The 14,116-nt window shown below is 43.0% G+C and carries 11 protein-coding genes; 7 read left to right on the top strand and 4 right to left on the bottom strand.

The genetic code is table 11. From position 1 onward, the window contains the following. Positions 1-222: 222 nt before the first annotated feature. A complete protein-coding gene (locus ACFS5N_RS05300) occupies positions 223-792 on the top strand; it encodes a dihydrofolate reductase family protein (protein ID WP_377182976.1) in 570 nt (189 codons plus the stop codon). 56 nt (positions 793-848) lie between these two features. Here ACFS5N_RS05300 and ACFS5N_RS05295 read toward each other — a convergent pair whose 3' ends face one another. After that, positions 849-3,305: a bifunctional YncE family protein/alkaline phosphatase family protein gene (locus tag ACFS5N_RS05295; protein WP_377182974.1), complete on the bottom strand. Its 2,457-nt coding sequence runs from the start codon at positions 3,303-3,305 to the stop codon at positions 849-851. A 247-nt stretch (positions 3,306-3,552) separates the two neighbouring features. Here ACFS5N_RS05295 and ACFS5N_RS05290 point away from each other — a divergent pair, with 247 nt between their 5' ends. The 3 genes from ACFS5N_RS05290 (at position 3,553) to ACFS5N_RS05280 (ending at position 8,813) form a co-directional block, all read left to right on the top strand. Next, a complete protein-coding gene (locus ACFS5N_RS05290; protein WP_377182972.1) occupies positions 3,553-4,941 on the top strand; it encodes a S41 family peptidase in 1,389 nt (462 codons plus the stop codon). 222 nt (positions 4,942-5,163) lie between these two features. Continuing rightward, positions 5,164-6,018, top strand: a complete 855-nt coding sequence (locus ACFS5N_RS05285; protein WP_377182970.1) for an OmpA family protein — start codon at positions 5,164-5,166, stop codon at positions 6,016-6,018. A gap of 107 nt (positions 6,019-6,125) precedes the next feature. Then, positions 6,126-8,813: an alpha-L-rhamnosidase gene (locus ACFS5N_RS05280; protein WP_377182968.1), complete on the top strand. Its 2,688-nt coding sequence runs from the start codon at positions 6,126-6,128 to the stop codon at positions 8,811-8,813. Between the two features lie 78 nt (positions 8,814-8,891). Here the strand turns inward: ACFS5N_RS05280 and ACFS5N_RS05275 are convergent, their stop codons facing one another. After that, positions 8,892-10,184: a DEAD/DEAH box helicase gene (locus tag ACFS5N_RS05275; RefSeq protein WP_377182966.1), complete on the bottom strand. Its 1,293-nt coding sequence runs from the start codon at positions 10,182-10,184 to the stop codon at positions 8,892-8,894. Between the two features lie 199 nt (positions 10,185-10,383). Here ACFS5N_RS05275 and ACFS5N_RS05270 point away from each other — a divergent pair, with 199 nt between their 5' ends. From ACFS5N_RS05270 to ACFS5N_RS05260, 3 genes are all read left to right on the top strand, one after another. Continuing rightward, positions 10,384-12,138 (top strand): tetratricopeptide repeat protein, encoded by a 1,755-nt coding sequence (locus tag ACFS5N_RS05270; RefSeq protein ID WP_377182964.1) that lies wholly within the window; start codon positions 10,384-10,386, stop codon positions 12,136-12,138. Between the two features lie 423 nt (positions 12,139-12,561). After that, complete coding sequence (locus ACFS5N_RS05265) at positions 12,562-12,744, top strand: hypothetical protein (RefSeq protein ID WP_377182962.1); 183 nt, start codon at positions 12,562-12,564, stop codon at positions 12,742-12,744. A gap of 79 nt (positions 12,745-12,823) precedes the next feature. Continuing rightward, positions 12,824-13,510, top strand: a complete 687-nt coding sequence (locus tag ACFS5N_RS05260; protein ID WP_377182960.1) for a hypothetical protein — start codon at positions 12,824-12,826, stop codon at positions 13,508-13,510. Positions 13,511-13,513: 3 nt separating this feature from the next. On the opposite strand, the gene ACFS5N_RS05255 is transcribed toward ACFS5N_RS05260, so the two are convergent. Then, positions 13,514-13,723, bottom strand: a complete 210-nt coding sequence (locus ACFS5N_RS05255; protein WP_377182958.1) for a hypothetical protein — start codon at positions 13,721-13,723, stop codon at positions 13,514-13,516. Between the two features lie 20 nt (positions 13,724-13,743). Then, entirely contained in the window at positions 13,744-14,097 is a 354-nt protein-coding gene (locus tag ACFS5N_RS05250; protein WP_377182956.1) for a thioredoxin family protein, read from the bottom strand. Positions 14,098-14,116 lie beyond the last annotated feature (19 nt).

Raw genomic sequence — 14,116 nt, 5'->3', positions numbered from 1 at the left:
AAAGTAATTACTTAAAAGTAACATTGGGCTGCGCACTTAATATTATGTGGCTATTAAATTATCGGTTCATATACAGTGTATGTACACTATATTGACAATGGCGGGTTTAGTTAACTGCATTTGTCCTGAATGCCCCTGCTGTTTGTCATTTTTGCCCAAGTTTTATTGAATCTATTTGTCTTAGATTCGTGTCGTAAACTAAGCAACAAACAATAACCATTTATGGGAAAAATAGTATTATTCATGCATCAGTCGCTTGACGGCTTTGCTGCCGGTACCAAAGGCGAGATGAACTGGATCCGTGTAGATCAGGAAATTTTTGATTTTGTAGAGCAAAGGATCGCACAAACCAATACCGCCTTATACGGGCGGGTTACGTTTGAGATGATGGAAAGCTACTGGCCTACAGCAGCCGATAAGCCCGATGCAAGTAAACATGATAAGGTGCATTCGGCCTGGTACAAGAACGCGCATAAGGTAGTGTTGTCAACTACGTTAAACCAGACAGCATTTACCAACACGACGGTAATAGGAACGGACTATGCGGTAGCTCTGCGTAAATTAAAGGAAGAAACGCACGGCGAGATTTTATTATTTGGCAGCCCCACCACGGCCCATGCCTTGCTGGCAGAAAATTTGGTAGACGAATGCTGGCTTTTTGTTAATCCGGTATTGTTAGGTGATGGAATACCGGTGTTTAAAGGTATTAAAGAAAGGCACTCATTGAAGCTTCTGAAAACGCATGTATTCAGCTCGGGCGTAGTTTGTCTTCAACACCAGTTTCAGCAATAAATTAAACTACAAAGCCCGGCCAAACGGTCAGGCTTTGTAGTATCTAGTGACGCGAATTAGTCATCGTCGTCTTTTCTTTTCTTCTCAAGCATTACAAAGGCGCTACGCTTAGGCGCGGGCATTACGGCGTCTTCGCCTTTAAAATATTTCCATATCACCTCATTCATATCCCTGTCGGGCACCTGATCTTCATTAGCCAGGTTAAAATACTCCGAGCGTTTGCTGCTTTTATTAACGGCAATATTGCGTTGGTCTATATCTACATGTGCTGGTATAACTTTAAACGGCGTTACATCAGCCTTGCTTGTAAAACACTCAAAGAATGGCACCGCTGCGGCGTCATACTGGCTCATGGGCTGTAAACCCAGAATAAGCTCAATAGTTCGCTCTACGCCGGTAGTTGAATACATGCTGTGAATAACCTGCCCGCGCTTTACAAAAGGCCCGGCTACGTAAACCGGAGAGCGGTGCGCATCGACATGGTCAGGGCCGGCCTGGGCGTCATCCTCCAAAATAAATACCACCGATTCCTTCCAGATAGGGCTTTGCGATAAGTGCTCAACAATGCGGCCTACAGCAAGGTCATTGTCTGCAACGGCTGCAATTGGCGAATATTCGCCAATTTTTTGGCCGCTGGTGTGATCGTCGCTGATACGCAGGGTGCTTAATTGTGGCACCGCATTTATATTCATCAACGAGTCGAAGTCATGTATCCAGGCATCGGCACGCACCTGGTCTTTGATCTTTAAGTTGAAGCCCGGCGAATGAGGCCCCATATGTCCCTGCAATGATTTAAGCTGAGCTTTGCCATATGCACCAAATTCGCCATAGCTACGGTAGGTAACACCTGCGCGTTTGCAGGCATCCCATATATAACCGTCGCGGGTACCCGTTGCCGGGCCATTGTACGATGGACCGCGATTGCTATAGTTGGTAGGCCAGGTTTTTTCGATGATATCCGTAGCGTAAGCGCCCATGCTCCAGTTGTGGCCGTCCTCGCTTACTTCGGCATCCACATAAAAATTATCAAGCAACACAAACTGGTTAGCCAAAGCATGTTGGTTAGGGGTAATGTTTTTGCCGAAAATACAAAGCGAAGTATCGCCGTTGCCTTTGGTCATATCACCTAAAACCTGGTCGTACGTGCGGTTTTCTTTGATAATGTAAAATACATATTTGATTGGCGATTTATCGCCCAGACGGTGCGGGATAGGATTACCTTCTTCGCCTTTGGCGTTTATAATACCTTTTTGGGTAAACGGCGTGTTGGCATAAACCTGTTTGGTATAAATCTTCATTTGTTCGGGCTTAGGCGCATCAATAAATGATACCGTGCCGATAAATAAACCGCCAATATATTCTACTTTGCTTTTACCAATCTGGCCTACATGTTCGCCCACATTATTTTCTTTTTGAAAAGGCTGCGGGCCGCCCGGGTTAGCTTTTGAGGTAAGGCCTTTACCATTGGCTACGATAATTTTATTACCCAGTACTTTTACGTTGGTTGGGTACCAGCCAACCGGTATAAAACCAATGCTTTTGCTGTTACCGGGGGTGGTTACATCAAATACTGCCAGACAGTTGTTGTCGGCATTAGCAATGTAAAGCGTCTTTTCATCCGCCGATAGTGCCAGGCCGTTGGTGGTCGAGCCTGCCAGTTTGGTCGGGTATAAGGCAGTCGAAATAGTCTCGACCACTTTGCCGGTAGCAGTTTGGATAACCGACACTGTGTTGTCATTCGCGTTAGCTACAAACAGGTAAGTTGCTTTTTTATTCAGCAGCAATTCGTTAGGGTGATCGCCGGTTGGTATAACGGCGGTAACTTTGCCTGCGGCGATATCATAGCGCGCAACTGCCGCTTTTTCCCATAAAGAAATATATAAACTTTTCTCGTCGGCCGATAGTAAACAGCTGTAAGCGTTGCCCGGTATGTGCACCTTTTTGGTGATGCTGTAATTTGCAGGGTTAATGATGTATAGGGTGCTGTCTTCCTTGGTTACCGCGTATAAGTTGGTATTGGTTTTATCAACAGCCAAACCGGTAGGGCAAATAGGTTTTTTTGCCGTCGGTTTACCTAACCGTATAGTATCTGCTTCGCCAAGACCATTAGCGGTAATATGAAAGTCGAAAATCATGGCATCATACCCGCCGGCAACGTAAAGGTGGCGCTCGTCATGGCTAAATGACAAGCCATACCATGATTTTTTAAGCTCACGGGTATCCAGCAGTTTTTCGCTGCGCGGATCAATTAGCTGTACAGATTGTGTGCTTTGCCCGTTGTTACTCACCGCCATGAATTTGCCGCTGGCGCTTATTTGAAGGTTGAGCGGCAAATCGCCCACTTCTAACTGCCGCCCCGCGGGACTAAGTTTCCATCCGTTGGGCAACAAGGTTTGTCCGGGAATTTTGGTTTTGCCCGGAGTTTGTGCTTGTGTACACAAGCCAAGCGTTAGCAAAGCCGCTGTACCCAGCATCCTGCCTGAAGAAATAGATTTAAAGTATAATGACTTCATTTTAGAGGGTGTTGATCTGGTTATTAAAGAATTTATTGCGCCATAAAAATCCGAAAGAAATTTTGTATAAATTCTGAAGTTTTTGATAGTTAATAATTAGATAATGAATGCTTAACAAAAATAGAAAGAGATATTGGTATATATATGAAAGGGTTGTATCAATCAAGTTACTTTATACAAAGAGCGTTTTGTTGCACAGACTTTTATATTTGATTGAAAATTAATCACCTCAAACTTAACTCAATTAATGAAACCCACTTTTATCAAACAGACATGCCGGTTGTTGTGTGCCGCAACCACATTGCTGTTAAGCAGTAACATGCCCACTTTTGCGCAAACCGTTAGCGACGCTGATGCTCATGAAATAGTTGCCAAGCTTGGCGACAGACTGGTGGACGTATACCCGTTTCCTGAAATTAGCGCTAAATACAAGGCAGACCTGCTTAAAAATGAGGCAGCAGGCCACTACCATAATTTAAGTGAAAGTGAGCTCGCAGCAAAACTAACAGCAGATATGCGCGCTACTCACAAAGATGTACACCTGCGCGTTAGCCGAAATGAAGAAAGCTATAAAAGTATGACCGAACCTCGCAGCCGTAGAGGCGGCGCCAGAACATCGGAAGACAATTCAAACGAAAGAGCAAATTACGGCTTTAAACGTGTCGAGGTAGACGGCATTACCTCAACCGCTTATGTTGAAATACCAGGCCCGTTCCTGGCTTCGCAAGAGGCGCTTGATATGGCTGCTGCTAGTATGAACATGTGTGCTTACAGTAAATATGTTATTCTGGATGTTAGACACAACCCAGGCGGTACCGGACAAATGGGCCGTTTTTTGGCGTCGTATTTTTATCCTACCGGTCGCGAGCAGTTTTATTTGAACGGGTTTTATAAAGACCGTCAACGCGACGAACAGGAGTGGACCTACTCATACGTACCCGGCAGGCATATGCCCGACGCTAAAGTTTACATTCTGACGGGCCGTGGCACGGGTTCGGCATCAGAAGGATTTGCCTATGCCATGCAACAGCTTAAGCGCGCCACTATCGTGGGCGATACCAGCGCGGGTGCCGGTATTGCAGGAGGTAATGTGGCGCTAAAAAATAACCTGGTTGCCTTTGTACCGGTTAAAATGGTGGTTGGCCCGCATGATAATCATGGCTGGGAGGGTATAGGCGTAATACCTGATGTAGAAACGGGTAAAGAAGACGCTCTTGCTGCAACTCATAATTTGATATTGCAGGACATTCTTAAAAACTCGACTGATACGGTGCAGAAAGCGGCCGCGCAATGGGTTTTGGACGACGCAGGCATAGCTGCAAATGCTTCCGTTAATATGAAAGCTAAATACGGCGAACTAATTGGTAAATATAATAGTAACCTAACCATTACTTATGTTAAGGGCGAATTATTATGGAACCGTGTTGAGCCGGGTAAACCTATAGAAAGCTACCCGCTAAAAGAAGTTAAGCCGGATGTGTTGGTTGTTACCGGTTTAAATGCCAACATTGGGCCTAACGTTTCGCGCGTGTATATTAACCGCGATGCAAAGGGCAAAGTGGAAAGCCTGACCCGTAAAACGCTTGGTGGCAATGGCCGGATATCAACTACGGCAATGCCTATTAAAAAGATTTAAAAACAATACTTACAAACTAAAGCTGCAAAAAACTGGGCCCTTTATTATATTATTGTATGGTTTACAGATATTATCAGATGGTGCAGCTGTAAATAATAAGTAACAATATTATACGATTTAGTTGGTGTTTGAACTTAATGTTTGGGAAACGCATAATAGTTAAATCAATTTGGCCTATATTTTGTTTAAGAAAGGTAATTAGTTAATAAACACCCTTTTATTATGAAAACTAAAATTATATTGCCCCTGCTATTTGTGGCAGCTGCCCTTACGCAAAGTTGCGTAAGCAATAAAAAGTATGCCGAGCTGCAAAGTAACTATAATGCCTTACAGACTAAACAAACAGAATTAAAACAAAGCTATGACCTTACCCAGCGTGAGCTTGAAGGTTCGCGTTCAAGAGTTAAAAGCTTGGAAGAGCAAATTGAATCAGAAAAAGCAAACCGGGCTGCGTTACAAGACGCGCTTAACAAATGTTTAGCTGGTAACAACCAGGGTAACGTAAACATCGCAAAATTGGCAGACCAAATCAACGCTTCTGACAGATACATCAAAGAACTGATTGCTGCAAAAAGTAAAAGCGACTCGTTAAATATGGTGTTAACCAACAATTTAACGCGTTCATTAAGCCAGGCCGAGATGAAAGATGTAGATGTGCAGGTGCTGAAAGGTGTTGTTTATATTTCATTATCTGATAAAATGTTATACAAATCTGGTAGCTATGAGATATCAGACCAAGCCGGCGAAACATTGAGCAAGATTTCAAAGATTATCAAAGACTACTCAGACTATGATGTATTGATTGAAGGTAACACCGATAACGTACCTATCAAACAAACCAACATTCGTAACAACTGGGATTTAAGTGCTTTGCGCGCATCGTCGGTAGTTCAGTCACTGCAAAATACCTATGGGGTAGATCCGAAGCGTTTGACCGCCGGCGGCCGTGGCGAGTACAACCCGGTTGCAGATAACAGCACAGAAGACGGCAGATCTAAAAACCGTCGTACACAGATCATCATCACACCAAAATTGGATCAGTTTATGGATTTAATTGGTAAACCGGTTCAAAAATAAAGTCGTAATAATTTTATTACGAAATGCCCTTGTGTAAATCGCAAGGGCATTTTTTGCTTAAAAGCAGTGTTTATTTTCTATCTTGGCCCTACCAACCAATATAGCTAATGAACCCGATTTTATCTGTTAAACCTGTTTCGCTAAAAACTGTAGCTTGCCTCTTTCTTACGGTAAGCGCTTTATTTACAACGACTGTTAGAGCCCAAACTGTTGAAGGTTTAAAATGCGAATACCTTATTAATCCCCTTGGTATTGATGCCCCACATCCCCGTTTTACGTGGATGATGAATGATCCGCGTCACGGCGCCGCGCAAACTGCTTATCAGATTGTGGTTGGTACAGATTCGGCAGCGGTAGCCGGCGGCAATGGCGAAGCCTGGAAATCTGAGCAAGTAACATCGGCCGATAACCTGGTAAGTTATAACGGGCAGGCATTGAAACCTTACACGAAATACTTTTGGCGCGTGTCGGTTTGGGATGAAAAAGGTAAAGCGATTGTATCGCCGATAACCAGTTTTGAGACCGGGCTTATGGAGAAAAGTAACTGGAAAGGTACCTGGATAAGCGATGGCAGGGGTCCTGAGGTAAAACCAGCACCCTATTTCAGAAACGTATTTGATTTGGGTAAAAAGATTAGGTCAGCGCGGGCTTATATTGCGGTGGCCGGTTTGTACGAGTTATATATCAACGGTCAAAAAATAGGTAACCATCGTCTTGACCCTATGTATACCCGTTTTGACCGCCGTACGCTTTATGTTACTTACGATGTTACTCCGCAGCTGCAGCAAGGAAAAAATGCGATTGGCGTGCTTTTGGGCAATGGCTGGTATAATATGCAAAGTACCGCGGTGTGGGATTTTCATAAAGCTCCCTGGCGCAATCGCCCCGCGTTTTGCTTGGATCTGAGGATAACTTATGAGGATGGCACTGTAGAAACCATTACTTCTGACAGGAACTGGAAATCATCATCAAGCCCTATCATATTTAACAGCATTTATACTGCCGAACATTATGATGCGCGACTGGAGCAACCGGGCTGGAGTACTGTTGATTTTAAAGAGGGCCGCAACTGGCATGGTACCATTATCCGCCCGGCGCCTTCGGCCAACATCGTTTCGCAGGCTATGCAGCCTATAAGGGCTATTGAAATCATACCTGCGGTGGATATGAAAAAGTTCGATGACCATACCTATTTGTTCAATATCGGCCGCAACATTGCCGGTGTAAGCAAGATTACAGTTAGCGGTGAGTCCGGTACCATAATTCGCTTAAAACATGCCGAGAAGCTGGGTAAAGACGGGCACGCCGATCAATCAAATATAGATGTGCACTATCGCCCTACAGACGATACCGATCCATTTCAGACGGATATTTTCATTTTGAGCGGAAAAGGTGAAGAGACTTTTATGCCGCGTTTCAACTACAAAGGGTTTCAATATGTCGAGGTAACCAGCGATAAGCCGATTACTTTGAAAAAGGAAAGCCTGACCGCTTATTTTATGCATAGCGATGTGACGCCGGTAGGCACCATCAACTCGTCAAACACTACACTCAACAAGATTTGGGCAGCTACTAATGTTTCTTACCTTTCTAACTTTTTTGGTTATCCGACTGATTGCCCCCAGCGCGAAAAGAACGGTTGGACCGGCGATGCGCACATAGCCAGCGAAACCGGTTTGTACGGCTTTGACGGCATAACCGTTTATGAAAAGTGGATGGCCGATCATCGCGATGAACAGCAGCCTAACGGTGTCTTGTCCTCCATCATCCCGTCGAACGGCTGGGGATATGAATGGGGTAACGGCCCCGATTGGACAAGTACCGTAGCTATCATCCCCTGGAACCTGTACCAGTTTTACGGCGATAGCAAGACGCTAAACGACAATTACGACGCAATAAAACGTTACGTAAACCATATCGACGAGCTTTACCCAACCGGCCTTACTACCTGGGGCCTGGGCGATTGGGTGCCTGTAAAATCAAAATCGCCGGTTGAGTTTGTATCAAGCATTTATTATTATACGGATGCTAATATCCTGGCCAAAGCTGCAAAAATGTTTGGCCGCACCGATGATGAGGCTAAATACAGCGCCATCGCCGCAAAAATTAAAAACGCAATCAATGCCAAATATTTAAATACAACTACAGGCATTTATGACCAGGGCTACCAAACTGAGTTAAGTATGCCACTTTACTGGGGCGTTTGCCCTGACGAGTTGAAAGCTAAAGTTGCCGCCAATCTAGCTGAACGCGTTAAGCAAGATAACAATCATCTGGATGCCGGCATACTTGGCGCTAAAGCTATTTTGGGCGCATTGAGCGATAATGGTTATGCTGAGGTGGCCTATGCTATTGCTTCGCAGGAAACTTACCCGTCATGGGGCTGGTGGATCAAAAATGGCGCCACCTCCCTTTATGAAAACTGGGACGTATTTGCCAAAAGCGATTTATCGTTAAATCATATCATGTTTGGCGAAATAGGAGCGTGGTATTACAAAGGTATTGGTGGTATCGGGATTGATCCAAACCGTCCGGGCTTTAAAAATGTATTGCTGACGCCGGCTTTTATTTCAACTTTGGAGCATTTTGAAGCCGAGCATATCGGGCCTTATGGCAAAATCATATCCAACTGGAAACGCAAAGGTAAAACAGTTCAATATCATGTAGTTATTCCGGCTAACTCAACCGCCACTATAGTATTCCCGGCAGGTAAAAATGTAGTACTTGATGGTAAGTCTGTTGACGCTAATGGATTGCAGATTGTGTCCGGTAGCTATGATTTTATAGTAAAATAACAAAGAGACCCCGCCAATCGGCGGGGTCTCTTTGTTATACCAGGGGTGTTGCTGAGCTTGTTACATTAAGTGCCGCAATTAACCGTGCTTTTTCTTTTTATTCATTCTGGCCTTTTCGCTGGCGCTTAAATTGTAGTTTTTATTGTTAGATGCTTTCTTTTCATGGAAAGCTGCACCGGCTTCGGGTTCTGGTTTCTTTTCAGCTTTAGGTTCTGTTCTTGACTTTGGCGCGTTTACAATGACAAGGTCTTCAGGCAGGGCAGAAACTTCCATTTTGTTCCCTGTTGCGTATTCTATCTCTTTTACCAGGCTTAACTCCATATCGGTAGCAAAAGTTAAGGCTATGGTTTCGTCGCTGCCTGTAGTGTTTGTTACGTGTTTAATGTAAGTTTCAGTATCCTGTGGTATGTCAAAATGAATCAGGAACGGAATGCCGCCTAAATCAATATCATCATTGTTTTCTGTAACTACAATCATTATGCGGGCTTCCGCGTTTGCCCTAAATTCTTCGGCAGATTGATAGCCATTCATATCAAAGAATAGCGGTTTTAAACAACCAACAGCATCGTAAAACCGGCGATGCAAACTGCGGTATATCGTTTCGGCAGATGCTTTGTTATTGATAAATACCGCTGCCTTGGTAAATACTTCTTCATCCTGTAAAAACAAGTTCAACAGGTTTTGCTTGGTTAAAAAGTTAGGTACTTTATACAGCAACTGATGATAGGTTACAAGTTCGGTTTCTTGAAGTTCATCTACCTCAATAACAGCCGGGTTATTCAGGAATGGTTCAATTAAACTTTCTAATTTACTGTGTAGCACATCCGTAAATATCAGTCGTTGGGCTTTGGTTATGCTGTTAGCCAGTTCGGTCATTGGCAGTTGCATGCCTTTCTTTATTATCCTGTCGGCATCATCTATAATGAAAACCTCTATTTTATTAAGATTAAGCCCTAGTTTCAGGTAAATGGCACGGGCGCGGTCGGGCGTAGCAACAACAATGTCGGCTCCGTCGGCTAAGGCATCCATCTGCGCTTCAAGCCCTGGTGCAACATAAAGCCCGGTTATTGAAATGGATTTGTTTTTATTGAATTTATCAAATTGCTCAATGGTAGCTAAAACGTCCTCCTTTTCTGGTACCAGGATAAGTACTTTTGGTACGCCTTCGGGGGCATAGTTGAAGCGGTTTAAAGCAGCGAGTACATAAGTAGTGGTTTTGCCCGAGCCCTTCGGAGCTATAGCTATTACATCCTGGCCGCCAATAATACGGTTCAAGGTTTTGTGCTGGATTTCTTTAGGGGCCGTATAGCCTATGTCCGTAAGGGACCTCAATAATTGTTTACTCAGTTTTATTTTTTCAAACCCTGCCATTTATGTTTTTATTGTCGGGCAAAATTACCTTTATAATTTAATAAACCCTTATTTAGGTTAATTTGCTTAACGGTTTATTCCAGATAGGAACAATTGACTGTAAATTGACAGCTTATTTACGTTGCGGTTAAAGATTAATTATTACTTTAGTCGCTGATAATCAGACATGGACCCCCTTTTTAACCGAGACCTTTGCGGTATGCCAGCCAAACTCAAGGGTGTATTCGTCTTATTGCTTTTACTATTCTTTTCCAATTATCAATTTGCATATGCAAATACAATACCTGTAGAACAAGGCACCCTACACCCATTCGATTCACTTGTAAATATAAAACCAGGGGAACGTGTTTCTACAGCTACCAATATTTATAAAAAAAAGTTCAGGCATGTACCAGAAGCTTTAGCTATGGGTTACCTTGATCAACTGACATCATTAGCCAGGCAGCTTGATGATAAGGCCCTGGAGTGTATTGTGTTTGATTTAAAAGCCGATTATTACGCTGTTAATCTCCGATTCAATAAAAAAACTATAGCCTATTATCGCCGCGCCATTGAATTTGCAACAGAGAACAAACTCCCGCTGTATGTTGCTATATGCCTTCACCATGAAGGTATGTTTTATTTCAATTTTAAGCATAACACGAGGGCCTGCCTTAATATTTTAAAAGCACAGGAGGTATTTAAGTCGATAGGTTTTGATAAGGTGCCTGATATGAGTACTTATTACAGCCAGGTGGCTGACTTTTATTATCATTTAGGCGATTATAATAATGCCGAGATACAGTTGCAAAATGCTTTAAAATACCCTATAAGCAACCCGCGCGAAAAGATAACGATGATTAACACACTTGGCCTGATCAGGCGAAATAACGGGCAATATCAGCAGGCTTTGCCTTATTTTAATAAGGCGCTGGATTTGGCTAAAAAAAGTAAAGATACAGTTTGGGTTGGGATTGCTACCGGTAACATTGGCTCGGTTTATTTAAGTTTGGGTGATTATGAAAAAGCGCTGCCTGCCATTACAACAGATTATACGCAGTCGCTTAAGTACGGCGAAAAAAATAACGCAGCTATTGCTTTGCTAAGGCTGGTAAAGATCAACCTTCAGAAAAATGCCCTGGTGCCAAGCTTAAAATTATTGGATACTGCCGAGTCGCTGATCAAATACAGCGCGGTATCAGTACTAAACATTAAAACGGATATCTATGATCTGCGGGCCCAGTGTTATGATAAAATGGGCAACCCTGCCAAAGCGCTTACTTTTCGTAAAATTTATGAGTTAACCAAAGATAGCCTGGCTGCCCAAAATAACATAGCTGCAGTTGATTTGGTAAAAATGGAGTATGCTATTGGTAAGCAGAGGGCTGAAGATAGCCGGCTTAAAGCACAGGCCCGGGAGCGTGATGCCGCATTTATCATTCTTTTCTTATTGATCATTATACTGATATTGTTTTATAGCAGGCAAGCTTTGAAAGCCCGGAAAGATAAAGAACTGCTAAGCGCAGAAAAACGCAGGGTGGACGAGGAACTGAAGTATACTGCCATGAAGCTGCAAACTTATACCGAACATATACGCAAAAACAATAAACTGATTGACAGTTTCAAGGAGCAGATAGATCAGCTCAAAAATAAAAATGTGGATAGTTCAGTAGTTGAACATCTGGAAGAGCTTATGCAGGCTCATATCATGACCGATTCTAATTGGCTCGAGTTTAAAAAAATATTCATGAAGGTATATCCTGACTTTTTGTTTAACCTGAAAAAGAGTTTTCTCAACCTGTCTGAGACAGACATTCGCTTACTCACTTTAATCAAGCTGCAATCGTCAAAGAAGGAGATGGCAAGTATGTTGGGCATTACACCTGACGGTATAAAAAAAGCCAGGCAGCGTCTACGCAAAAAAATGCACTTAGCTGAGGGCATTAGTATTGACGATGTGATTGCGCGACTGTGAAGCTTAGATTTGCTTTTTGTCCACTCTTTTTACCTGTTTTGTCCCCTTTTTGTATACCCTCAAAAATTGCGTTCGGCTATTGTCTATAGTTAACTTAGTTCAACTATTAATTAACCCGGTATGCTTTCGCCCAAACGTATTAAGGTTAATTAGTTAACCTAACCAAATCTTACCATGGACACAACCAGAGAAAGAAGAAGATGCACTAAGTGCAGTAAGGGCGAATTGGATACCCGGGTTCCAAGAGGTTTTATAGTGAAGACCTTTTTATTTTGGTTACCTATCAAAAGATATAGATGCAACCTTTGTTGGCATACTACCTATATATATGGTTCGGTATGGAAAAAAAAAAGTAAAAAAGATTTGTTTGAACAACTGGTATAGTTGTTGCATTGTATCTTGTGAACTTAATGTTATGATACCATGAAAACACAGGATTTTAAAAACGGCAACGGACAGGGATCATCAACTGCCGACCGGGGTTTTACAGACCAGAATGAGCGGATGAAAGAAAGGGGTATTAGCAATGCCGGTGGGCAGCGCTCATTTCAAACGTCAAGTAAAGACAGCGCACATAAGCAACAAAAAAGAAAACCATTATTATAAAAAATGGATAAGCCTCCGATACAATCGGGGGCTTTTTTATGTAGGTGTTTCTGGGTTTAATAGCTACTTTTGTAGCGATATGAAAAAAGTTCTCATCCTGTGCCTGGTAATCCTTACCGCTTGTAACTCAAAACCCAAAACTCCTTTTCAGGTATTAAAATCTACCAAAATAAAAGATGGTGTAAAGCTGGATGTACAGGTAAACGACCGTATCAGTAAACGTGAAATGGTTGACATCGCTTCTTATATCAAAAGCGACAGCACACAATACAACAATTTGCAGATAGACTTTATCTTGCCGGGCAATAGTTATGCTAATAAAGCCGGAGTAACCGTTTATGCAACCGCTGCTTATCACGATAAAAACGTGGTATCGCCGGCAGATACCGTTGCAGATAAAAACAAAAATTTTTTAAGTTTTGAGTTTGTAGGCTTTACGCCCGAAAAAGCTAAACAACTGCTGTCCCTTGATCCCAAAGAACTAAACGGCAAACAAATAGTAGGTAAGTTTATTGATGATGCTACCAAAACTATCAGCTTTATTGCTGAAGACAAGCACGAAGACAATCAATTGTATATTTTAGAGCTTGACAGCGCGGGTACTGTCGTGTCGGCCATTGCACCAATGGAGGTTACAGTTAAAGGCGTGCGCAAAATGGTGGTTAGCCAGCAAGGCGACTACATGACATTGAAAGACAGCATCCTGACTATGTACAGCAGCACAGACTACGATAAGCCGTATCGCAGCATTAAACAAAGCCGCTAATTATTATTTAGACGAAGATGGTTTTACAGGCGCAGGCTTGTTTTGTGCAAATCGCTTACCGATAATTGATAACTGGTCGTCAGTTAGTTTTGAGGTTGACTTTAGCAGTTTCAGAAAATAAGCTACTTCACTCTCCTCAGCCGGGCAGCCTATACTTTCGCCGGGAGTATCCAATGACGCGCCCGCCTGCCTGATCTGGCTATCGGCCAGCATCTTTCCTTTTGCATCCAGTATTAGCCAAAAGGCAAGCCGCTTTTTTCGCCTTTAAAAGCTTTAAGCTGATCTAATGATCCCGGATTTTCCAGATTTGCCTTTGCCGGTTGCTCCAAGACATCTAAATGTGCGATTACGTAGTTGTCATCAAAGAATTTTTTGCAACTTGGGTCTTCCAGGCTGGCGTCCATTTTTTTGCACCAGCCGCACCATGAGGCATGAAACATCAATAACACCTTTTTATTTTCTTTTTTGGCCTGGGCATAGGCTTGTTTCAATACAACGTCTGTAGCAGGAGGTGGAGTATCCTGCGCGAAAGTTGATAGCGAGAAAGCCAGAATTAGGGTTGCGAGTGATAAGAGGTGCTTTTTCATGGTGTTATATTTTATGCGC

The organism is Mucilaginibacter ximonensis (assembly GCF_042686265.1).
In the GTDB taxonomy this organism is placed as follows: Bacteria; Bacteroidota; Bacteroidia; order Sphingobacteriales; family Sphingobacteriaceae; genus Mucilaginibacter; species Mucilaginibacter ximonensis.
This window is presented reverse-complemented; position numbering and strand designations above follow the sequence as displayed.

Bases quoted from the DNA above. Each gene is read 5' to 3' on its own strand.
- ACFS5N_RS05300 (WP_377182976.1), top strand. From the start codon at position 223: ATGGGAAAAATAGTATTATTCATGCATCAGTCGCTTGACGGCTTTGCT.
- ACFS5N_RS05295 (WP_377182974.1), bottom strand. From the start codon at position 3,305: ATGAAGTCATTATACTTTAAATCTATTTCTTCAGGCAGGATGCTGGGT.
- ACFS5N_RS05290 (WP_377182972.1), top strand. From the start codon at position 3,553: ATGAAACCCACTTTTATCAAACAGACATGCCGGTTGTTGTGTGCCGCA.
- ACFS5N_RS05285 (WP_377182970.1), top strand. From the start codon at position 5,164: ATGAAAACTAAAATTATATTGCCCCTGCTATTTGTGGCAGCTGCCCTT.
- ACFS5N_RS05280 (WP_377182968.1), top strand. From the start codon at position 6,126: ATGAACCCGATTTTATCTGTTAAACCTGTTTCGCTAAAAACTGTAGCT.
- ACFS5N_RS05275 (WP_377182966.1), bottom strand. From the start codon at position 10,184: ATGGCAGGGTTTGAAAAAATAAAACTGAGTAAACAATTATTGAGGTCC.
- ACFS5N_RS05270 (WP_377182964.1), top strand. From the start codon at position 10,384: ATGCCAGCCAAACTCAAGGGTGTATTCGTCTTATTGCTTTTACTATTC.
- ACFS5N_RS05265 (WP_377182962.1), top strand. From the start codon at position 12,562: ATGAAAACACAGGATTTTAAAAACGGCAACGGACAGGGATCATCAACT.
- ACFS5N_RS05260 (WP_377182960.1), top strand. From the start codon at position 12,824: ATGAAAAAAGTTCTCATCCTGTGCCTGGTAATCCTTACCGCTTGTAAC.
- ACFS5N_RS05255 (WP_377182958.1), bottom strand. From the start codon at position 13,723: ATGCTGGCCGATAGCCAGATCAGGCAGGCGGGCGCGTCATTGGATACT.
- ACFS5N_RS05250 (WP_377182956.1), bottom strand. From the start codon at position 14,097: ATGAAAAAGCACCTCTTATCACTCGCAACCCTAATTCTGGCTTTCTCG.